Origin of the sequence: Novosphingobium mathurense (assembly GCF_900168325.1) — a bacterium.
GTDB classification, from domain to species: domain Bacteria; phylum Pseudomonadota; class Alphaproteobacteria; order Sphingomonadales; family Sphingomonadaceae; genus Novosphingobium; species Novosphingobium mathurense.
Genome location: NZ_FVZE01000007.1, coordinates 111,105 through 131,846, shown reverse-complemented (window position 1 = coordinate 131,846; position 20,742 = coordinate 111,105). Strand labels below are relative to the sequence as shown.

Annotated in this window: 21 protein-coding genes; 1 reads left to right on the top strand and 20 read right to left on the bottom strand. The window is 65.8% G+C overall.

What is annotated here, in order from left to right:
- Positions 1-333: 333 nt before the first annotated feature.
- Positions 334-531 (top strand): hypothetical protein, encoded by a 198-nt coding sequence (locus tag B5483_RS18445; RefSeq protein WP_245829375.1) that lies wholly within the window; start codon positions 334-336, stop codon positions 529-531.
- 4 nt (positions 532-535) lie between these two features.
- On the opposite strand, the gene B5483_RS18440 is transcribed toward B5483_RS18445, so the two are convergent.
- Genes B5483_RS18440 through B5483_RS18345 form a run of 20 tightly spaced genes read right to left on the bottom strand, consistent with a single transcriptional unit; the run spans position 536 to position 20,650 of the window.
- Positions 536-3,577: a conjugal transfer protein TraG N-terminal domain-containing protein gene (locus B5483_RS18440; RefSeq protein WP_079731479.1), complete on the bottom strand. Its 3,042-nt coding sequence runs from the start codon at positions 3,575-3,577 to the stop codon at positions 536-538.
- A 25-nt stretch (positions 3,578-3,602) separates the two neighbouring features.
- Positions 3,603-5,048: a conjugal transfer protein TraH gene (locus tag B5483_RS18435; protein WP_079731478.1), complete on the bottom strand. Its 1,446-nt coding sequence runs from the start codon at positions 5,046-5,048 to the stop codon at positions 3,603-3,605.
- Complete coding sequence (locus B5483_RS18430) at positions 5,048-5,875, bottom strand: thioredoxin family protein (protein ID WP_245829373.1); 828 nt, start codon at positions 5,873-5,875, stop codon at positions 5,048-5,050. Before B5483_RS18430 ends, B5483_RS18435 begins: the two co-directional genes overlap by 1 nt.
- Complete coding sequence (locus B5483_RS18425) at positions 5,872-6,252, bottom strand: hypothetical protein (RefSeq protein ID WP_245829371.1); 381 nt, start codon at positions 6,250-6,252, stop codon at positions 5,872-5,874. Before B5483_RS18425 ends, B5483_RS18430 begins: the two co-directional genes overlap by 4 nt.
- Before the next feature lie 13 nt (positions 6,253-6,265).
- On the bottom strand, positions 6,266-8,392 hold the full coding sequence (gene traN / locus B5483_RS18420) for a conjugal transfer protein TraN (protein ID WP_079731475.1): 2,127 nt from the start codon (positions 8,390-8,392) through the stop codon (positions 6,266-6,268).
- A gap of 1 nt (position 8,393) precedes the next feature.
- Positions 8,394-9,158, bottom strand: coding sequence for a type-F conjugative transfer system pilin assembly protein TrbC (gene trbC, locus B5483_RS18415; RefSeq protein ID WP_079731474.1), 765 nt, complete (start codon positions 9,156-9,158; stop codon positions 8,394-8,396).
- A gap of 8 nt (positions 9,159-9,166) precedes the next feature.
- Positions 9,167-10,186, bottom strand: coding sequence for a conjugal transfer pilus assembly protein TraU (gene traU / locus B5483_RS18410; RefSeq protein ID WP_425435056.1), 1,020 nt, complete (start codon positions 10,184-10,186; stop codon positions 9,167-9,169).
- A complete protein-coding gene (locus tag B5483_RS18405) occupies positions 10,186-10,452 on the bottom strand; it encodes a hypothetical protein (RefSeq protein WP_079731472.1) in 267 nt (88 codons plus the stop codon). Before B5483_RS18405 ends, traU begins: the two co-directional genes overlap by 1 nt.
- Complete coding sequence (gene traW, locus B5483_RS18400; RefSeq protein WP_079731471.1) at positions 10,449-11,123, bottom strand: type-F conjugative transfer system protein TraW; 675 nt, start codon at positions 11,121-11,123, stop codon at positions 10,449-10,451. Before traW ends, B5483_RS18405 begins: the two co-directional genes overlap by 4 nt.
- Entirely contained in the window at positions 11,120-11,593 is a 474-nt protein-coding gene (locus B5483_RS18395; RefSeq protein WP_079731470.1) for a S26 family signal peptidase, read from the bottom strand. Before B5483_RS18395 ends, traW begins: the two co-directional genes overlap by 4 nt.
- 40 nt (positions 11,594-11,633) lie before the next feature.
- Entirely contained in the window at positions 11,634-12,218 is a 585-nt protein-coding gene (locus tag B5483_RS18390) for a type-F conjugative transfer system protein TrbI (RefSeq protein ID WP_079731469.1), read from the bottom strand.
- Positions 12,211-12,528 carry a hypothetical protein gene (locus tag B5483_RS18385; RefSeq protein WP_245829369.1) on the bottom strand — a complete coding sequence of 106 codons (318 nt, stop codon included), beginning with the start codon at positions 12,526-12,528 and terminating at the stop codon, positions 12,211-12,213. The genes B5483_RS18390 and B5483_RS18385 overlap by 8 nt, the downstream gene beginning before the upstream one ends.
- 29 nt (positions 12,529-12,557) lie before the next feature.
- The gene (traC, locus tag B5483_RS18380) at positions 12,558-15,164 is read right to left on the bottom strand and encodes a type IV secretion system protein TraC (RefSeq protein ID WP_079731467.1); all 2,607 of its coding nucleotides are present in this window, start codon (positions 15,162-15,164) and stop codon (positions 12,558-12,560) included.
- A 5-nt stretch (positions 15,165-15,169) separates the two neighbouring features.
- Complete coding sequence (locus B5483_RS18375) at positions 15,170-16,327, bottom strand: hypothetical protein (protein WP_079731466.1); 1,158 nt, start codon at positions 16,325-16,327, stop codon at positions 15,170-15,172.
- On the bottom strand, positions 16,324-17,199 hold the full coding sequence (locus B5483_RS18370) for a DsbC family protein (protein ID WP_079731465.1): 876 nt from the start codon (positions 17,197-17,199) through the stop codon (positions 16,324-16,326). Before B5483_RS18370 ends, B5483_RS18375 begins: the two co-directional genes overlap by 4 nt.
- Before the next feature lie 10 nt (positions 17,200-17,209).
- The gene (locus B5483_RS18365; RefSeq protein ID WP_079731464.1) at positions 17,210-18,589 is read right to left on the bottom strand and encodes a TraB/TrbI/VirB10 family type IV secretion system protein; all 1,380 of its coding nucleotides are present in this window, start codon (positions 18,587-18,589) and stop codon (positions 17,210-17,212) included.
- Positions 18,589-19,383, bottom strand: a complete 795-nt coding sequence (locus B5483_RS18360) for a type-F conjugative transfer system secretin TraK (RefSeq protein ID WP_079731463.1) — start codon at positions 19,381-19,383, stop codon at positions 18,589-18,591. Before B5483_RS18360 ends, B5483_RS18365 begins: the two co-directional genes overlap by 1 nt.
- Positions 19,383-19,991 carry a type IV conjugative transfer system protein TraE gene (locus B5483_RS18355; RefSeq protein WP_079731462.1) on the bottom strand — a complete coding sequence of 203 codons (609 nt, stop codon included), beginning with the start codon at positions 19,989-19,991 and terminating at the stop codon, positions 19,383-19,385. The genes B5483_RS18360 and B5483_RS18355 overlap by 1 nt, the downstream gene beginning before the upstream one ends.
- Before the next feature lies 1 nt (position 19,992).
- Positions 19,993-20,277, bottom strand: a complete 285-nt coding sequence (gene traL, locus B5483_RS18350) for a type IV conjugative transfer system protein TraL (RefSeq protein WP_079731461.1) — start codon at positions 20,275-20,277, stop codon at positions 19,993-19,995.
- A 58-nt stretch (positions 20,278-20,335) separates the two neighbouring features.
- Positions 20,336-20,650, bottom strand: coding sequence for a hypothetical protein (locus B5483_RS18345; protein ID WP_079731460.1), 315 nt, complete (start codon positions 20,648-20,650; stop codon positions 20,336-20,338).
- Between the last annotated feature and the right edge of the window lie 92 nt (positions 20,651-20,742).

Sequence of the window (20,742 nt, the reverse complement as noted above, 5' to 3'; positions counted from 1 at the left end):
TCTCCCCTCCACTCCTCATAAGGTGCCGCAGATTGTTCCTCGATGGAATCCATCGACCCTGCAGCTACGTGGAGCGTGCTATGACAGCACCACACCATTTCACTACTTTATTCGATGAATGCGAATCATCATGAAAAGTTATTTCCGCTTTCTGGGTCGACGTCGATTGCGCCGCCAACCCTAGAGATCGGGGTAGGAATGTTTGAGCCTTCCCGTTCTGAAAAGCTTGGTGAGGGGAGTTGGAGGAACTGCTCGGGGGGCAGACGAGTTCTTGGCTATGATTGAAAAGACAGTCCGTTCGGGGTAATCATGGCCAGGGCGAGGAGACCCTCGATGGACCATGATCGCTACGGACTGGATGGAATGCCGATCTCGTGTCGCGGCACGGACTGCGATCCGGTCACGGGTATTCAATTTCCCCGCTACGGTAGGGGTGATGCGGGAGGTATCCCGCATTTGCGACTGGCACTCGCCGTCATGATGGCCTTGTTCGTGGCCATCTTCATTTGGCAGTCCAACATCTTCGGGTGAACTTCTAGCTCCGACGTTTGGCAACGTGGAGGTGATCCCTGGCGGGGTCGTCCGGGAACCGCTCGAAGTCGACAGCATAAGCGCTCCCCAAGCGCCCTTGGACCTTGGCGGCCCATTGCTCACCCTGCTCGTTCGAGATGTTGTTGCCGCGAAAATCGAGTGCGCGATCGTCGTAATGGGCCGATCCGGCCTTGTGCTGAGTGCTGTCATTGCCCGACGTCACCACTGGCGTGGGCAGGCCAAGGGACCGCGCTTCTTCGGCCACCACGCCCATCGCCGGCACCAGCGCGCCGTCCATGTGACCGAGACGCGCGCCGGGCTTGACCTTGATGCCAAGCTCCTTGGCGAGTGCCGCACCGTCAACCGGTCCATCGGGACCAGCCATGAGCGTTCCGCCTTCGAGCGGTGAAGGCACTAACGCCGGGGCAACCGTCCCCGCCGGCAGGCGCGGCGTGACCGGCATGCCCAGGTCTCCGTTCGTGCCCAGCGCCGCTGCCCCCGCAATCCCGGCGACGTCGCTCAGTTCGTTGATGCGATGAGCGCGCAGGTCACCCATCAGATCGTCCATGATTAAGGCAATGGCCTGATCGCGGCGCGAGACGTCGCGGTAGTCGAGCCGCGGGTTGGACAGGTCCGGCAGGTGCCATTCGGGATGCTCGCGCTGCAGCGTCTCGTAGCGATCCTGGATGAGGTTCGACATGTCGCTAGAGATCTGGAAGCCATGGTTCTCGGCGTAGCTTGCTTCGGACATCATCCGGCTGCCGATCTCGCGGTAGCGTGCAGCAGCCGCCCGCCGTTCCTCGGCTTCCGAGGTGCGCCAGTCGGTTCCATCGGTGCTGGTCCGCGAGCGCGAATGATCGGTGTAATCCGAGCTCTGGCTGTAAGTGCCCGACGACTGGACATCGCCGCTCGAGCCGCTGACAACCACGCGGCTACTGGTATCGTCCGACTTGTCGGTTCCGCGGGTCGTCTGGTTCGTAGCTGAGCGCTCCGATCCAGCTCGAGCGTCGTCTCCCCACTCTTTGCGTCCGTAAAGGGAGCCTTGGAGAGTGGCCGATGCTCCACTTCCTGCGATATCCTTCCCAGGTGTCCCGATTGTGCCTGATCCTGTCAGGCTGGCGGAAGATCCGAATGTGCGGTTTGCAAAGTCGCCAGAGCTTCTGCTGTTCCCCTCGCGCAGGATCAGGTCATTGTTGGTGACCTCGCGGGTCGAACTGCCCGAGGCCCCTTCGACCACCACGTTGCCCCCGACATTGTGCGTGTCCGAAGCCCGCGAGCCGTTCTCGCGGCGCGAGCCCGATACGTCGCTGGTCGCGGTGACCGCGCTTCCGAACTGGCCCTTCGAACTGGTCCAACTGGTCGAGGTGCCGTTCTCGATTTTGTCGGCCTCGTTCATGTACCACTGGCCCTGCGAACGCAGGTCCGATGTGTAGCCGCGCGTCATGGTCGGCTTGAACGGCAGCTGCGAGATCGCCGCATTGGTGTCGATCACCGTGTGGCCGGAGCCATATTCGTTGAACATGCGACCGTCGGAGGTGCGGAAGCCAGCGTGGCCTGCGCCCGCCAGCAGGTTCGGCGCCGTGTTCCACTGCGACATCTGCCGGTTGTCGGCATTGAGGTTGCCGTAGCTGACATCGCCATAGGCATAGTTGCCGGTGGTTCGCTCGAGCGCGGCGGCGTCCGAGCCCGCCTGGACCGGCGCGAGCATCGATCCGAGATTGTTCGCAACCGACATGGTGCCGCGCATCACCATCAGGGCAAGCACCGGCACAGACATCATCAGGAACGCCGCCATGGTGGCGACGTCCTGGTTGACCGCATCGATCCCCGCCCAATTGGCGAGGTTCACGCTGCCGGCGGCGAGCGCATTGGTCTGGCCGGCGAGCCGGTCCATGATGAACGAGTGGATGAGGACGTAGATCGGCCCCCAGGCCGACAAGTAGAAGAAGCCCGAGAAGTAGCCCTTGAGCGTCGCGATCCCGGTGCGCGGGAACAGCAGCAGCGGGAAGACGATCGGGAACAGCGCGTAGAACACCACCGTCAGCACCACCCCGAGCACCGGTATCCAGATCAGCCCCTGCTCGGCAGCGGTCGTCATGGCGTTGCGGGTCTGGGTGTCGGCGCGCTGCAGCGCGAAGGAATCGGCGTCGGCATTGCCAAAATCGAGCTGGGCTGCCTCGAAGGCATCGACCATGCTTTTCTGCTTGAAGAACTGGTTCCGGGTCATCGCCGTGCCGGTCAGGAGCTGCGAGACCACGGGCACGTCGGCGGCGAGCTTGGCCCCGGCGGCAGCCTGGGTGAGCTTGGGATACATGGTGTGGGCAAAGGGCAGCGCGTAGGCGTTGATTTGCGCGTCCCACTGATTGTTGATCAGCGTCCAGGCTTCGGCACAGGTCTTGCCTTCGATATCGACGGTGCCGGCGCCGGTATCGGTCAGGTACTTCATCCCCCGGTTGGTCGCGGCATTGACCCCGAGTTCGGCCCAGAGGTCGGGCGCTTCGCTCAGCAGTTTCAAACTCTTGGTGCCGAGAAGGATATCGTAATAGGCGCACTGCTTGAGATAGCCGTCGACGTTCGCCTTGAAGACCGGATCGCGGATCTCGAAGCCGCGGACCTTGTCCCACATCCGTGCACCGTAGACGAAGCCGCCGGTCGAGTAATTGAGCGCGGCGGGCATGACGAAGACCGTCTCGGCGGTGCGGGTCAGGTAGTCGCTGACCTGGCTGGTGAACGAGGCCATCGCGGCAAGGCCGATCGGCACGTTGGCGACCGTTGCTGGCGCAAGGCCCGGATTAACGCGGTCAGTGACCTTCACGGTCACGGTCGGGACCATCAACACGAGGTAGATGAGCGTCGACTGGATGAACCAGCGGAACCAGGCGCGCCAGTCGAGATCCATGGCGGTGACAAGCAGCGCGTAGATCAGCCCCATCACCATGCAGACGCGGATCAGCGCCTTGAACCCGCCCGAACCGGTCCAGGCGGCGATCGCGTTGAAGGTGTTGACGAGGTAATCGCCGCCCCCGACCGTGAAGACCTCGAGCATGAGGGGTGCCTTCCTTCGTCGCGGTCTACTGGACCTGCTGGTTGAGGGTGCGCGAGAAGCGCAGAGCTGCCGACATCTGCGGGGAGAGCTGTGTGCGCAGGGTCTTCTCCAGCATCTGTGTACGCTGGATCAGCGCGAAGGTCTGGTCGAAGCGCTGCGAGGTGCGCGCCGCGATCCCGAGGAAGTTGCGCCGGGTCTCGTAAAGCCCCTCGCGCCACTCGCGTAAGCTATCCGCGTCCGCCCCGTTGAAATCGGAACGCGCGTTCACCGCCATGTCGATGAACCGCATGGTCATGGTGGTGACGAGATCGACCGCTACGATCTCGGAGAGGTCGTTGATCTCCTGCGCGGAGATGCCGAACTCGGCCGCGGCGCTTACCGTGATGATCTTGTAGACCGGCACGCTCGCCATGCCGAGCAACTGGACCTCGGCGGGGGTCAGCGACGCGCCGGGATCGCGCACCTTCAGCGCCATGCTTTCGATCAACGAGCGGACCCGCGCCTTGATCGCTGCATTGGGACCGATCACCATGTCGGTCTCGGTGGGCGCCATGCACTTGGTCGTGTCGCCGCCGCAACTCCAGTACTTGTGGGGGGTAGCCGAGGTGCCATCGAGCATGGCGCTGATCAGCGCCGGATCAGCCGGACCAATGAACTGCACCCGCGGCTTTCCACCCGAGCCTTGCGCATCGTAGATTACCGTGCCGACGAGGGTCATCAGGAACTCGCGGAACTGGGTGTCGAACCCGCCGTACTTCTTGCCGAGCGCCTCCCAGGTGTAGTTGTTGGGCATCCCGGCCTGTTCCTTCATGTCCGGGTCGGAATTGGCCGCTTTAAGTGCCTCGCGCTGACCGCCGTTGTTGCACTGCTGGCGTGCTCGCGCCCAGTCGGCGACCGCGCCCTGGCTATTGGCGATCGCCTCGCAGATCACCGATGACGCCGTGTCGGTCTTGGGCCAGAGCCCGCCGACCAGCGCCTGCGCGGTCTCGCAGGACGAGATGTTCATCTGGTTCATCTGCTGCACCTTCTGCGCGAGCTCATCCATGACCTTGCCGATCTCGGGCGAGATCGTGTCGATCGCGAGCTTGAAGGCAAAGCCCAAAGCATTGTTGGCGGTTGCCTTGAGCATGGCGACAAGTTCGGCGGTGTTGATGAACGAGAACGAGCCGGCAAAGAGGTCGATGCCGCCGCAGCCGGCGCGGGCATGCGGCAACTGGATGTTGAAGGGCTGGATGTTCTTCTGCGGAAAACGCGACCAGACCGCCCCGCCCGAATAGTAACCCGCCGACTGGCCCTGGTAGGCGCTCGGGCCGGTGACATTGGCGGAGACACCCATGTCCGACATGAAGCTCAGCATCTCGCTCTCGACCCCGGCGAAAGCGGGACTGGGCGATGCCAGCACCACAGCGGCGGCGAGCACCATGCCGAGCGCGCGGCGCGAGACCGAGGTGGGGGAAAGCCGCGCGCGCATCAGTAGTCGCTCCCGGGCTGGACCTGGGTCAGCTGGAAGACGCGGTCCATGATCTCGTCCTGGCTGAGGATGCCGTAGCCGATCGGCATCGGCTGCTTGGTAACGGAATCGAACAGCACCAAGGCCGGGACCTGCCGTTCGGTGCCCATGCCGAGCTTCTCGTACTGTCCGCTGTCGACCATGTAGCCGGGGAAGGTCGCCGAGGGCCCGCCGTCCATCGAGACCGCGAGGACGGCGAGGCCGAACTTGTCGCTCACCGCTTTGAGGATTGGCGAGAAGATGTCGCAGGCGCCGCAGCTCGAGGAGAAGAAGTAGAACACCCCGTAGCGCTGCGAGAGCTGTTCCATCACCCTGTCCCGGTCGCTCTTGCGCTGGTCGATCCACGCGCGCTTGCCGAGCGTCGAGACCGGGCGCTGGAGCGTGTAGTCGAGCCCGGGGTCCTGCCAGAGCGCGCGCTGCCACACGTCGGCGAACATCGAGGAACGGTCGAGCTGCTCGCGCTGGAAGCGCACATAGGCGGTGACGTTTTCCGGGCTTGGCTCGAGGATCGCGCGCGCCTTCAGCTCGTCAAGCTGCGTGCCGATCGCGGCCAGGCGCTCGCGCGCCGGGGGTGAGGCGGCAGCAGCCTTGCGCGGTTCCTCTTTGGGCTTCTCGCAGTAGAACCAGGTCCCGAGCTTGCGCTCCTTGCAGTAGAGCGCGTCCTCGGACTGCTTGACCTCGACGCCGTCCTCATTGGCGGCGTGGAGCGGGGCCACGCCGCTAAGCGTCAGGCTGACGCCGAGGCCCAGGGCGGCAATGCGGTGTCTGTACATGTGGCGGGGGTTCATGATCCGCTCCTCTCGAAATCCTTGATCAGTGACATGAAGACAGCGAGGTCGAGCAGGCGGCGGCCGCCGTCGAGCATGCGCACCAGCGCGTGGGTGAACGGGGTGAGCGCCGCCAAGCCCGCTTCGCTCAGAGTGTAGGTGCCGGCGCCCGGCGCGACCCAGCCTCGGCCGAGCATGGCGTCGAGTGGCGCGTTCAGCGCGCGGGGCCGCACCGGCCGGTCGAACCAGGCCGAGACTTCGGCCGCGAGTTCGCCCGCGCTTTGCGGCGCGCGGCGGGCAAGCGCCATGCCGAGGCAGAACTCGACCATGCTCATGTCGGCGAGCGCGCCGACGGCGCTCAGCGGCACGACCGTGGCACCAGGTGCTGAAGGGGGCATTCTGCCCCCGCCGTTACGGCTTGTGGGCGGCATAGTAGGCCTCGATCTTTGTCTGGATATCGATGAGGGTGGCGGCCTCGTCGGGAAGTTTCGCGGCATCGACGAACTCGGCGTAGATTTCCGAGAAATCCATCACCGAGAGGTCGAGCTGCTGGAACTCGAAGATGGTGAAGCCGTCGCAGATCGGCTTCTTGGGCGTGCCCCAGGTCTTGCCGAGCTGCGGGCGGCCCTGCTCCTGGAGGATCCGGCTGATCTTCGAGAGGAAGCAGCAGTATACGTCGCGCTTGGTAAGACAGATACCGAGGAAGCTCGACGAACAGTAGGTGCCGATCTTGTGGCACAGGCCGGCATCGTCCTTCTGGTCGAGCAGGACTTCGGACGGGCTGCACAGCAATGGAGTGAGGAGCGGCACGCCCTTGCCCGAGCAGCAATTGGCAAGCCCGAAGACCTTGTGCGCGCAGCTCTCGGCGGTGCCCTTGAACAGGGTCAGCGAGGTCTCGTCGAACTCGGCGTTGGCCTGGCCCAATGCATTGAGGGCGACCACCGCATCCTTGAACTCGTCGGAGGCCTCGCGCACGATCGGCTCGCAGTCGCCATTCACGCAGTAGACGTCGCCGCCGCAGATGTACTGCGCAGGCTGCTGGGTGCTTCCCGGGATCGGGCACTTGTAGACACGCTCGGCAACCTTGCAGGAGCCATCGTTGCTCGGCGGATCGTCGAGACAGGTCTCGTGGTCGAAGCTGCAACCGGGGGTTGCATCAAGCTTGCCGCAATCGTTGCCGCCGCCCACCACGGTCTTGCACTGGTAGGTCTTCGTGTTATCCCAGCAGGGCCGGGTTACCGGCACCCCGTCGATCAGCCGGGTTTCGCCCGGCGCGGTGCAGGTCTCGCTGGCGAGCGTGCAGGTGCCAAGATCGACCGAACAAGCATTGTCGGTCCAGGTTTCAGTGAACCACTTCGAGACCGAGCTTTCGGGCACGATCCCGGCGACATTGGCACTGCAGGCATAGACGTCTTCTGGCGCCGCCGGTTCGATGCAGTACAAATAGCCTCCACCGCCGAAAGGATCGCCGACAAAGTCCCAGGTCTTGCACAGCTGCCGATCGGTCAGGCCGGCGGCACTGGCCGTCGTCCGGGTGCAGCTGGTCTCGGCTGAAATCGCGCCGCATTGCTGGAGCCCGGTCACATATTGCAGCGGGAAGCCGGTCACCGGATCGAAGGTCAGCGCGTCGGTGATCCCTTCGTTGTTGCAGCGGTAGACGTTGCTGACGACCTGGAAGGCATTGGCCGGCGGCGGCTTGGGCACCGTGCCCATGAGGTACACATTGGGATCGGTGACGGCTCCGTCGCAGTCGTAGTAGTCGACGGTGAGATTGTACTCAGGCACCGGATAGGTCCCGGTCTTGCGGCACAGGCTGCTCCCCTCGAGCGAGGCGCAGCCGGCAAAGCCCGGGGCGGTGACGCAGAGGTACTGGTAGAGGGTTTCGTTCCAGGCCGAGACCGAGAGACTGCGGGTGCAGGTCTTGGGCTGTTCGACTACCGTCGAACCCACGTTGCAGGTCCACTCGGCCATGTTCGCCCCGCCCGAGCCCGGGGGCAGCGGCACGCAGTTTCCCGTCGAGCCGTCTGCGCTCATTCCAGACAGGTATGCGTTGGGATCCGCGGTGACCGTGTTGGCGCGCGAGAGGTCGCTGCGCTTCACATCGACGGTTGGCCGCGTCGTAGAATTCGCGGTGCGATAGGCATCGCTGCCCACACCCGCAGCCGCTCCATCGGCATACATGTTGCCTGGGTTGTCGTAATACTGGGTGAGCCCGGGATAGCTCCCGTCATAACCTGGAATCTGCCCGGCAGCGCCCGGTGCGTCGGTAATCCCCTGGTTGGAGCCGCGGACCGTCGATCCGAGCTCGCGCGCCTGGGCCTTCGCCTCGTCCCAGGTCATGGTGGCTGGCGCGGAAGGCGGCGGCGGGGCTGGCGGGGGAACGCCAGAGTCGGTTGCGGGCGGCAATGCGGGCTGCGGCTCGATGAGGTCGTCAGGCGGCGGGATGTACACCTGCGCGCTCGCTGCGCCCGGCGCGAGCAGCGCCAGAGCCAGGAAGGCCGCTGTTCGCCGTTGATTGGTGAAGCGGCGCCCGCCCATCTCACTGGCCCTTGGTCAGCTGGGTGAGCGCGACGCGCGCGACGCCGGCACCGGGACCGCCACCGCCGGCAAAGGTCTCGAGCGCATATTCGACCGTGACGTTCCCGGTGATGCGGTCGTGATCGGGTGTCGCGCTGGTGCAATCGAGCCCGTCGCAGAGCTCGTATTCGCGGCCCGCGGCAACGAAAGTCGGGGCGGCCGTCACCTTGAAGGCGCGGAACAGGCGCGGATCGATCGCAAGGTGAGCTTCCTGACCCTCATTGGTCACCACCCGCTTCAGTCCATCGGCGAAAGCCTTGGTGCTCCCGCCCGGAAAGCCGCGGAATACGACCACCCCTCCCGCCCTTGTCGTGTCGGCAATCAGCCGGGTGAGCGACGCCTCGGGCATCGACAGGCTCGCGAAGACGATGAACATCGGCCCCTCGCCCATCGGCGTCCTGGTATTGGCGGCCGCGCCGCTCAACAGTTCGTCGAAGTCGACCGCGCCGCCTGGACTCTTGGGAAGATCGGCCGGATTGATGCGGCCGACGGCGGCGAGGCCCTCCTCACGCAGCTGCTCGGCTTCACCGCGGTGCACTTCGCCCTTGCCGGCGACCGCATCGACCAGGGTCTGCGCATCGGCCGTCGCTTCGGTTCCGCGCGCCTTCAAGGCCTTCAGGTCGAGGCCGTCTATGGTCTGGGCAAGTGCGGCCGAGACCGCAGTCAGGGCGAGGAAGCCAGCAAGTCCAAGGAGCCGGGATTTGTGGGGGAGCCGCGCGAAGGTCATGGGTGTCCTCACAGCATGCAGCAGTTGCGCTTGCGCCAGACGAGGTAACCAAAGTCCTCGCCCTTGACGGGGTAGCCCTTGCCGGTCTGGGGGATGATGGTGGCAGCACCCACCGGCGCGCAGGCGTAGCGGCCCTTCACCATCGAGATCGGATTGGTCATCTGCAGCCGGTACTGCTGCTTGCGCATCACCGGCATCAGGTACTTGTGGCACAGCGCCTTCGAACCCATCGTGCCCCAGGCGAGCGCCTCGCGGTGCATCTTGTAGAGCATCCGTTCGGCGACGAGCCGCGAGGCCTGGATCGCGGTGACGTGCGCCGAGACGTGGCCGTTCAAGGGATACATTCCGCCGTTGCAGCCCGCGCACCAGAACATTTGGTCGATCGGCAGCTTCGCGGTGGCAGCGACGCAGTCGGCCGCGCAGGCTGCGGTGGCGATTCCGTTGGCAAAGAGGGCCACCTCGGGGTTGATGATCGAGGTGAGCGCCGAGTCCTGCCACAGCGGATCGATCTCGGTCACATAGGCGACATCGAAGGTGGTCTGCTCGAAGCAGAGGAAATCGGTCAGGATCTCCATCCAGTAGAGCAGCGGATAGACGTAGTAGTGCGACTGCCACTGCGAGCTATTCTGGGTCTTGCCGCCGATCTGGCTGCGCCCCTGGACATGGCCCTCGCCAATGTCGAAACCGGGGTTGAGCCGGATCCCGCCGAGGTTGGGAAAACACCACGACTTGTTGGTGACATCGACGAGGCGCACCGGCTCCCAGAAGCCCACCGAAATGCCGATACGCGGGATCGGCGAGCCGCAGGCGCACAAGGGAAACGACGGGTTCTTGGGGTCGGGGCGCGAGCCCTTCCAGATCGAGAGTCCACCGATCGACAGCGGAAACAGGCACGACCAGCACACATCGGTAATCGGGTTGATGAACTTGCCGTGGCAGGTCACCGTGTCGGCCCGCGCCGGGCTCGTGCCGGCAAAAGCGAGCGCGATGACACCGAGTAACGCCAAGACTCTGGCGGGCAGCCGCATCATGGCCGCGCCTCCCGCCCAAAGGCATCGTCCGCGCGCCCCTTGGCGCGAAAATAGACTAACCCGTGGAGCACAGCGGCTATCGTCAGCAGCAGGGCGGGAAGTGCAGCCCACGACCCCAGCAGCAGCTTCAGCACCGGGAGCAGCAGCACGGTGAGCGCAAGCGACCAGCACAGCGCCATCCAGAGCCGGCGCATGCGCCGCAACGTTCTTGTTTCGGGCGCGGCCATCGGGGTCTTGAGGAAGGTGATGAGCGGATGGGTCATGAGATCTTGCCTCCGCTTGGCGTCGCCGGTTGGTGCGGCAACGGATGTTCGCTGATCTTGAGGCTGGAACCGGCTGCGCTCACCACGGCAGGCGTATGCCGGATGCCGAATTTCGACGTCAGCGTGCCGCCCTGGTCGAAGTAGAAGCGGCGCTGCCACAGTTTCATCGCATCGAAGGGCGAGCCCGAGACGAAGATGATTTTGGCGGCCGTATCGCTCCAGGTCCGCAGCGCCCATTGCAGCTCGGCCGCATTGTCGCCGTCGACGAAGACAAGCGCCTGGCGCAGCTGGACCATGTCGAGCGGATTGACCCGGGTACCGCGCGCGGCGATTAGATTGCCCTTGGCGTCGACGATATCGTCCTCGGTCACGATCGAAGGATCGAACAGCCACTCGCGCCTGGTGGTCGCCGGGGTCATGCCATCGACCCGCTTGGGCCGCCGAACGCTGGCGACGGCTTGTTCCTGCATCTCGCGCTGCAGCCGCTCGATCCCGCCATTGGCCTCGAGGGTCCTGAGCCTGGTCTCGATCGTCGTGAGCAGATCGGCCTCGATGATCGGGAAAGTCTGGCCCAATTGCCCATAGTCGGCGGCCCTCACCGCCGAGATCAGCGGCCAGCCTATCAGCAGCGCGGCACCGCCCGTGGCGGACAGAAGGGCCAACCGGCTCACAGCACCGAGTCCCCAGTGCCGATGATGCGTGCCAAACAGACAAAGCCGATATCGGCGTAACGGCTATCAAGCCCGTCCTTGTGCTCAGTCCCGACATAGTAGCAGTGCTCAGGGATCCGCCCGGTCGGTCCGGGGGCAAGCCTCTCGCCGCGCGAACTCACGGGCTTCAGCCGTGCGACCTCGGCGCCGTTGATCCGCACCACGGTACCCTCGCGGGTGACCATGTCACCCGGCATGCCGTAGACGCGCTTGGCAAAGGGCGGCGAGACCTTCCCGAAATGCGCGGTGATGAGCGGCGTCTGCGGCGGGGCAAAGACCACGAAATCCCCGCGCGCCGGGCGGCGGTGCTTGTCGATCCAGAACGCCCAGTTGGGGAGCGATTGGGTCGTGTTGATGAGGATCGCGTGATCGTCGCGCCAGCTCGCCAGCGAGGAGCTGGCCGCCAGCGTCGCGGCAAGCGCGCCGATCACGAGCCAGCGCCGGGCGTGCGAGGATCTCGGGGTGAGAGGCTCAGTTGACGGGAGCACTGCCCTGTCCTCCCAAGGCGGCGCCCGGCACCGGGCTGGCCGCTTGCGGGACCCCCTGCCCGTTCATCGCCGCGCGCATTGCGCCCATGACCTCGCCCGCTGACGCATTTGCAGGCTGCGGCATCTTGACCTTCGCATAGACTTCGCGGCGGACCTCGGCGGTGATGTCGGGGACATTGCCGGCAAGCACCGCCTCGCCCACCAGCACGATCTGGCCCGAGGCGCCGCGGCGCTCGAGGTTCTTCTGGACCTCGCCCATGAACGCGCGCGTCTCGGTGGTGACCTGCTCGGGCGGTGTGGCCGAGCGGGCCTGGGCCTGGACATATTCACCGACGATGCCGGCGAGCTGGACCTTGGCGATGGCGGGCGTGTCCGCTGCCCCGAGCACGTTCTTGGTGACCCAGGCCCCCCACAACCCTGCGGCAACCAGCGCGCCGACCATGGCCACGGGAACCAGTCCGATCCGGGCGCGGGGCGCAGACGGGGGCGTGCTCGCTTCGGCCTCGAACAGCGGGCCGGCGGTGGTGCTGGGCGCTGGAGCCGCGGACGTGCGGGGGCTTCTAGCCATGATGGGTCTCCCTGGAATGTGAGGCTGCCGCTGCCCCGCGCGTGAGCAGCGAGTGGCGGCGAAAGAAGCCGACCGCGGCGAAAAGCCCGGCGCTGGTCAGCCAGAAGCAGTGGGCGAAGCGGTCCTGGCGCTCGGCGCTCGCGGCGACATAGCGCGAGGCGAAGTTCTCGAGCTGGAGCACGGTCCCGCCGAAGCGAAAGTTGCCAAGCGCGGCGAAGAACAGCAGCCATAGCGCCGCGACGCAGCCCAGCGTGACCGCAAGCCAACCGATAAGACGCAGGCCATGGTAGCAGGCATCGGCGAGGCTCATGGGCCGGTGACGAGGGGCGAGAACCGCGGTCATTCAGCCGCCTCCGCGAGCTCGCCGTCGGCAAAATCCGGAGCACCGGGCTGCGGCGGCACGAAGTCGGGAAAGGCGACCCGCTCGATCGCATCGGGCAGCGGCAGACCGGCACGGACCTTTTCCTCGATCTCGGAGAAGACCCGCGGGCTCGAAGAGTAGAGCGTCGCCGAATAGGGATCGAGCACGAGGCGGCCGACCGCGAGGGTCTCGGGACCCTTGATCAGGACGTCGGAATACTCGGTACCATTGCGCTTCAGCGAGCGCAGCAGGCTCTCTGTGTAATGGTCCATCTCGAAGCGCTGGTGCTTGGCGAGATCGTTGATGGTCTCCTCCTTCTGCTGGAGGACGATCGACCAGTCCGAGTTCTCGAGCGCCGCTAGCGAGCCTTCGGACTTGTAGAAATCGTTGAGGGACTGGGTCGCGGTGATGAGCGAGCCGCCGTACTTGCGGCAGGTCCGCGCATAGGTCTCGATCGCCTGGCCCATCTGCCCGCCGCCCAGGAGCTGCCAGGCTTCGTCGATCATCGTCAGCTTGGGCACCGAACGGTCGAGATCACGCATGACCCTCAGTGTCAGGAACATCAGCGCGGTCAGCGCCACCGAACGCAGTTCGGGCTTGGATGAGAGGTCCGAAAGCTCGAACACGGTGAGGCCCGCCGACAGGTCGATCGAGCAGGAACCCTCGAAGAAGCGGCCATAGGTCCCGCCCTTGAGGAATGGCGACATCGCATCGGCGAGATCGCCGGCAAAGGGCGATGGCAGTGCGCGGAGCGCCGCGGCAACGTCGTCGATGGTGCCGGCGCGCTGCTTTTCGCGCCAGACGCTGCTGACCGCGGAATCGATGAGGCCGCGCTCGGTGTCGGACAGGCGGTCCTGCTGGCGCGCCATCTGCCCGACGATCGACTTCAGCATGGCGAGGCATTCGACCTCGTAGTCCTCGCCGTCCTCGTCCGACGACAGAGCCTCGCCATCGATCATGTCGAACGGGTTCAATGAGAAGCCCGAGGAAAGCTTGAACTCCACAAAAGCCCCGCCGAAGGCCTTGGCCATGTGCTCGAACGAACGCCCGTCATCGATCACGATGACCTTGGCCCCGGCGCCTGACATCGCCGCGCAGACGTCCTGCAGGAAGACCGACTTGCCCGAACCAGACTTGCCGAACACCGCGACATTGTGGTTGCCCGCCGCGTTCTGGAACGGCGACCAGAAGAAGGGCTGGCCGCGCCGTCCGATCAGCAGCACGTGCGGAATTTGCCCGCCGGTGTGCTCGCCCTGGAGCGGCGCGATCGAGGCGGCCGTCGTCGTCAGCATGGTCTTGAAGCGCTTCATGCGCCTGAGGTCTGCCGAGAGGCCGTTGGGAAACGAGAGCGGCATGGCGGCAAGTAGCCCCATGACCTGGAGGTAGCGCTCGTCGATGAGGTCCCAGCCAGAGGCCTTGTAGACCGACTTCACCATGCGCTCATTGACGTCGCCCTTGCCGAGCGGAGAGAGCGCGCCAACCCCGTAATAGACCTGCGCGAGCTTGCGGCCCTGGCGCATCTCGGCTTGCACATACTGCCACTCGTCGCGCTGCTCGGAGAGCTGGGGCAGGAAACGGGCCGAGCGGCTGTCGGCAAGGCTGGTCGTGCGCATGACCTTGAGCCCGGCGCGCGAGCTCGCCGCCTCCTCGTCCTGAAAGACAAGGCCAAGCACGGTCATGACGTTGCAGCCGAAGCGCAGCTTGTCGTTGATGACGTCGCCGATGATCTTCTGGACGTCCCACGGCGCCCATTGCTTGGGCAGGTTCCGCACCGAAAAGAAGCGCCAGTCGAACTTGTCGGGGACGACCTCGCCGATCACCGGCGCACCGTCCTGGCTTTCGCCTGTGGCACGAAACCGCTCGGTCTGAAGCACGATGCGGTCGGGCGTGACCTGCGTCTCGAGGTCGCGGCGCACGCACTGGATGTTGATCGGATCGAGTTCGGAATAGTGTTCGGGCCGGTCGGCGTTGTCGACCGCGGGGCAGAGGAAGTCGTCGAGGAAGGCGATCAGTTCAACCGGGCCGACGTCGCGCGCGGGGATCGAGAGCGCCTGGAGCGTGCCGTGGAGGCTTTCGCGGACCGAGCCGAGTGCATCGGCGCCGATTCCGCCGCTGAGCCGTGCGCCGACCGAGAGGATCACGCGGGTGTTGCGCAAGTAGAAGGGCGCATCGCACGAGATCGACATCCATGCTGCCCGGCGCAGCCAGCGCGCACGGTGGGTGGCGGCGCGGCCATAGACGCCCTTGGCAACGACGCGCGGCATGACCCAGTCGGCGATCCGCTCGCCGACCGAGGGGCTTTGCCAGTGGATCAGCTGGATTTCGCAGCCCGAGGGCACGGCGTCGGAGAGGAACTGGGTGAGGATTTCGCCGCTGCGCTCGTCCGCTCCCATCATCGGCGCGAGTTCGAGGATGAACCCCACTGATTCCGTATTGATGAACATCCGGCTTTTCTTGTCGTAGCTGCGATAGGGCAGCCAGTTCGACAGCATCGGCGCGCCGAGCACGGGCCGTGTCGCTTCCGGGTGTGCGCTTTCGCCGAACACCATGTCGAGGAACCGGTCCCAGAACCCGCGCGAGGCCATCGGCCCTACTCCTCAACCTTGGCGGGAAAGGCCGCCGGAGCATTGACCGGCGCTGCAGTGCCCGGCGCGGGTTTGACCGCATCGACAGGTGCCGCAATATGTGCCGCGCCTTGTGCCGCGTTGGGCGCGAGGGCTGCTACCGGCGGTGCGGCACCAGAGACTTTCGCCGTTTGTGCGAGGCGGCTTTGAACCTCGGCGCGGATCACGTCGATCGCGCTCCCGGACTTCAGCGCTGCACCCTTGGCGCGCGCCGCCGCAACGGCTTCGGGACTTGGCGGCCCAGCAGGTGCGGGTTTGACCTCTGGTGCAGGTGACATGTCACTCGGCAGGATTGCCGCATCTGGCAAGGACGGCGGCGGGGTGAAAGCCGCGCTGGCAAGGCTCGCCGTGCGGCCCTCGATCCGGTCGATCGCCGTGGGTTCGCTGCCTGAGAGCTGCATCCAGGCCCCATCATCGACCACCGCATGCACGATCCGCGGCTCATGGAGATTGCCGCCGCCATCGACGAACGATGGGAACACCACCCGGAGCACCCGCCGCTCGCGGTGGGCCATGCCGCCCTGTGCCGGCGTGATGCGCCCAGTTCCGGACGGGACATAGGCTGTGGTTGTTGGTCGCGCCGCCGTTGGCGAGCGCATATAGGGTCCGGCAGGCGTCATCGGCCGGGCGTTCTGGATCACCGACAGGGCCTGGTCGTCGATCACTGTCGAAGGCGCGCAGGTGCCATTCGGCGCGCTGCAGGCGAAGCTGCCCTTGATGTTGCCGCCGAACAGGCTGGTGCAGGCCGCGAGCTGGGTGGCGGCGAGACCGAGCGCGGCGACCGACGCTGCCCGCGTGAGGGTGCCTGGCTTGCGCCGCTCGGCCAGCTTTCCGAGCCGCAGCGCGAGGCGCCAGAATGCAAGGCCCGCTTCGAGGCTGAGCCCGGTTTCGCTGAGCGCTGCATGACCGTGCGAGACCTGCCAGGCCCGGCTGCGCAGGCGGTCGAGATCCCGCGCGGAGAGCCGCTGGCCCTTGGAATTGGCGAAACTCGCCGTGACCTCATGCCAAAGCGCAATCGCCTCGGCCCGCTCGATCGCGGCCGGCGGCAGCGAGATCTGCCCGCGCGACCTTCGCGCCACTGCGCGCTCGAGGCTGGCCAGCTGTTTCGGGGTCAGCGCGGTCACGAGCGGGCGCCCTTCAGCCAGGCTTCGAGCACCTCGCGCGGGCGGAACCCTTCGATCACCGCCCCGTCCGAGCGCACGATCACCGGCGTGCCGGCCAGACCCTGCTCGCGGGCGAAGCGTTCGTTGGCATCGAGCGGCGAGGTATCGCAGGCCCGAGTGTCGGTGATCGGGGCGCCGGCATATGCGGCCTTGACCGCCTTGCGCCGGTCGCGCGCGCAGAACACCTGGTTGGCAAGGTCGCGGCTGCCGAGCACCGAGATCGGGCGTTCGATCACCCGCACGTTCATGGTCTCGAGAACCCCCGAAAGCGCGCGGCAATAGCCGCAGCGAAAATCGCTGAAGACGGTGACCGTCGGGCCCGAGCTTGCTCCCCAGACAATGCCGCCCGCCTCGGGCAGTGCGGCGAGCGACATCATCCGGGGGGCACCGCTCGCCGCTGGCGTATTCACGCCCCGACGCGGGGTCTCGACTTCTTGGGCTTCCTGCCGGCTGCCGGCAGCCCCGCCGACCAGCAGGTCGGGGTTGACCTCGAGCAGGCGCACGGCGGTCAGGTCCTGGCGGGTCTGCATGTCATAGACCCGGCCGATCAGGAGATAGCGCGCGGTCCTGTCGACGTAGAACAGCTGCGATCCGGCCGTGACTTCGCAAACTCCATCGACCACCTGGCAATTGACCCGGCTCACCTGCGTACGCGGCAGGCGCTCCTTGAGCGCGGCGGTCACCGCAAGATCGGTTTGCGACGGCGCGCTCGGCGCATTGGCATTGGCGTTCGCCCAGACCAGCGAGCCCCCGCTGCCGAGCGCGATCGCCGCGAGCGGCATCGCCAGTTTGCGAAGGGCGCTCGCCCCCCAATTTAGTGACTTCAGTTTCATGACACCCTCCTCATCCGTTGATGAACACGCCCTCGAGGAACACGATTTCGACATCGATCCCGGTCGGCATCTCGATCACGGGCTGGTACTGTTCGGCCCGCTCGATCAGGTATTTGGACACCGTGTCGGCCGAGGTCGCGACGCCTTCGCCAAGCCCGCCCTGGAGGATCTCTCCGGCGCCGAGCTTCTGGCGCTGGCCGTTCACATTGACGTTGGTGCCCTGAAGGATCGAATTGGTGTTGGCCGAAAACCCGCGACCGAACCCGCCGGCGAGCCCGGCGAGGAACGCCTGGCCGATGAGCGAGCCTTCGCGGCTGACCACGCGCCCCCTCACCCCGGTCTTGCCGCCAAACGCGATGAAGCCCTTCACGTCCGAGACCGCGTAGCGGCCGTTCGGCTGCGGGCAGGTCATCCGCTGCAGCTTGACGTAGACCTTCTCGGACGAGAGGTCGCCGCGCGCCGCGCCGTTGACCAGGCATCCCGCGATGTTGGTGGTGAGCAGGCGCCCATTGTCGTAGACCGAGCGCGCCGGCCCGGTGATGCGCAGCACCACGGGAAGCGGGTCGGTCTGGCTCTGCACACCGGCGGCGGCATCGACCCCGACAATGACCTTGGCGACCGCTATCGAGTTCGGCGGCAGGTAGTTGGCACTGTCGGTATAGACCGTGTTGCCCTTGGGCACCGGGCTGCCCGTGCCGCTCGCGCCTTCGCTGAACGAGACGAGACTGACCTCGCTTCCCCGTCCGCTTGGCAGGCCCGCCGCGGCCGCCGCGGCTTGCCCTGCGGGGGTCGCCTGCGCGCTCTGGTAGCTCGGCGGACTGGTGCGCCCATACATGGCACTGGGTCCGATCGGGGTCGCGCCCGGACCGACAATGGGCTGGCCCATCACCGGCGACTGCCGCGCTGCCGCGAGCGCCGCCTTGAGCTGCTCGTTCTCGCTCTGATAGGCGGAAAGCACCCGTTCGGTGTCCGGTGAGACCCCGGCACCTTGGGCCTGACCTTGCGCCATTTGCGCTTCGAGCTGGTCGGCGCGCTGCGCGCGGGCGGCGAGCGCGCGCATGTTGTTGTCCATCGCCATCATCTGGGCCTCGGATTGGGCGCGCCACTCCTTCTCAGCCATATTCTTGTTGACCATCTCGTCGACCGAGACCTCGCCGACTTCCTTCTTAACATGGGCGTCGCTGCTCTTGCCGCCCTCCGAAAAGATGTAGGTCGAGCCGATCAGCAGCGCGGCGAGACCGCCTGCCCCGAGAAGCAGCATCTGCTTCTTCTTGACCGCCTCGTTGGCCTGAATCGCATCGCCGAGCGGCGAGGCATCGCTGCCTTCAGCGCCGCTGGCAGGCCCATCGAGCGCCTTGGGCCCTTTGCGGAACGGGTTCTTCCAATCCATCAGCGGCCTCCGTTCGACTGGATGAGGTAGACGGCGGCGGCCTGTCCGGGCGCGAGTTCGCTCACCGGGGTCATGAAGGCGACCGCGCCCTTGGCGGCGAGCATGTTCTCGTCGAGCGGCAGCGCATCGCGGCCAGTGTTGCGGACGCGCAGAACCAGCCCCTTGAGGTCGGCACCGCGGTATTCACCAACCTGCTGGACCTCGAGCTTGCCGACCGTCACCGGCTCGAGCACGTCCTGGCGCACCTCGAAGCCCTCGATGGTCTCGCTGCGGTACATTGCCTGGGCGAGGCGCACCGCGCTGTCCTCGGGCGAGCTTCGTACCTCCCAGTCGCGTGCTGCCTCGGCCTTGATCGCGGTATTGGTGACGAAGACCTGCTCGGCATCATTCCCGCGAACCTGGCAGACGAACTTGTAGACGTAGCCCTTGCGGGTGGTTCCGAAGAACGAGAGGTTGCCGCGCACATAGCCATCGGGGACCGAGAGGTAGATGTCGCCGCGCACCGGCTCGTTGACGATCTTGAAGTCCTCGGCCGGGTTGCCGGTGCTGATCTTCGAGACCGAGGCGAACTGGTCGCCGGCAAGGCTGATCCGGGTGAGGTCCTTGGCCGAGGCGAGGCAGGCAACCGTGCCGTTATCGGCGGCAGGGATATTCTGGTCGGCCATAGCGGGTGCGGCTAGGCAGAGCGCGCCAAGGCAGATGAGCGCCGCGCCCACCGGTCGTCCAGTAATCGCGTAGGGCCTGCCGGCGAGCACCGCGCCCACCCCAATCGCGCCCCATCCAAGCTGGGCCATCACCCCTCTCCCCCTTCGCTTTTGTTGTTGGTGGGCTTCCCGCGCTCGGTGCCGGCACCATCCTTGATGACGCGCCCGAACCCGGCGAGCTTGAGGCTGACGCCCGAATAGCTCCACACGAAGCGGAAGGTCCGCGCCTCCGCGGTCACTTCCTTGGAGCCGACGACGGTATGGAGCACGCCATTGACCTCGCTGGTCAGGGCATCGGGATCGACGCTCAGCTGCTCGATCGTGAAATACTGCGAGACGTTCGAGCCGTTCTGCTCATTGAACACTTTCATGAGCTCGGCCTTCATCCGGCCGTGGGTCCTCGGATCCGTGATCGCCAGGATCGAATCCATCCAGTACTGGAGGTTGGACGGCGAGCGGTTGAGCGTGAGCAGCGCGGCGTCGCGCGTCACCAGCTCGAGATAGTCCTTGTCGACGTGGCTGGATGACAGCGTAAGCGGTTTGGCCAGCACCGGCTGCAGCACGACCTCCCGGTCGCGGTGCGCGGCGGTGAGCGTCAGCAGTACGCTGAGGCCAAACAGCCCTGTCGCCGTGATCGCCAGGAGGTTGCGCTGCTTCAGGAGCCGCTGCGCCTGGCCGTGGGAAATCGAGAGGTCCATATCAGCCCGCCATCAGTCGAAGATGGGAGGGCGGCGTCGCCTTAAGGCCCATGAAGGCACCAGGCAGGTACCAGTAGGCCCAGTGAATGATCCACGAGACGGCACGTCCCGCCTTCAACTTGCGCAATCCCCACCAGGCCAGCACGCTTGCTGAAATCCCAATCAGAATATGTTGAGACAGGATCCCCCACGCGAAGGGCAGGATCATCGCGAGAAACTCATCGAGCGTCCAAAAACCGATGAGCTCGGGATCATCGAGATGCGCGGGAACCGTGTAGCGATTCATGAGACGACACCGCCCTCCAGGTTGTCCGGCCGAATGGGCCGGAGGGGGACCGCTTGGGTCAGATCGTCGCGGTGACTGCGGCGGTGACGATCGGCACGCCGGTCCCGGCGCCGACACCGACGCCCACCGGAATGGCGACCTGCGCCAAGCTGAAGCGGCCCGAGGCGAGGCCGACGATGCCGCCGGCCAGGCTCAGCACGGTGATGATCTTGCCGCCGGAACCTTCGAGGAAGCCGGTGAAGGCGGTGAGCGCCGTGTTGAAGGTGGCGTCCGCGCCGGCCATCGCGACCTCGCTGCCGAAGACGGCCGCGACTGCGACGACCGCCGCGCCCTGGAGCAGGGTCTGCCCCTTCCCTTGTGTGATGCGTTTCATCTCTCGTCCTTTTTCCAAAAGCCGCGTCATTCACGGCCTTCAGAATGAACAGAGGTGCGCTCCGCCGGGCAATTAACAGGTGGTTGAGGCGC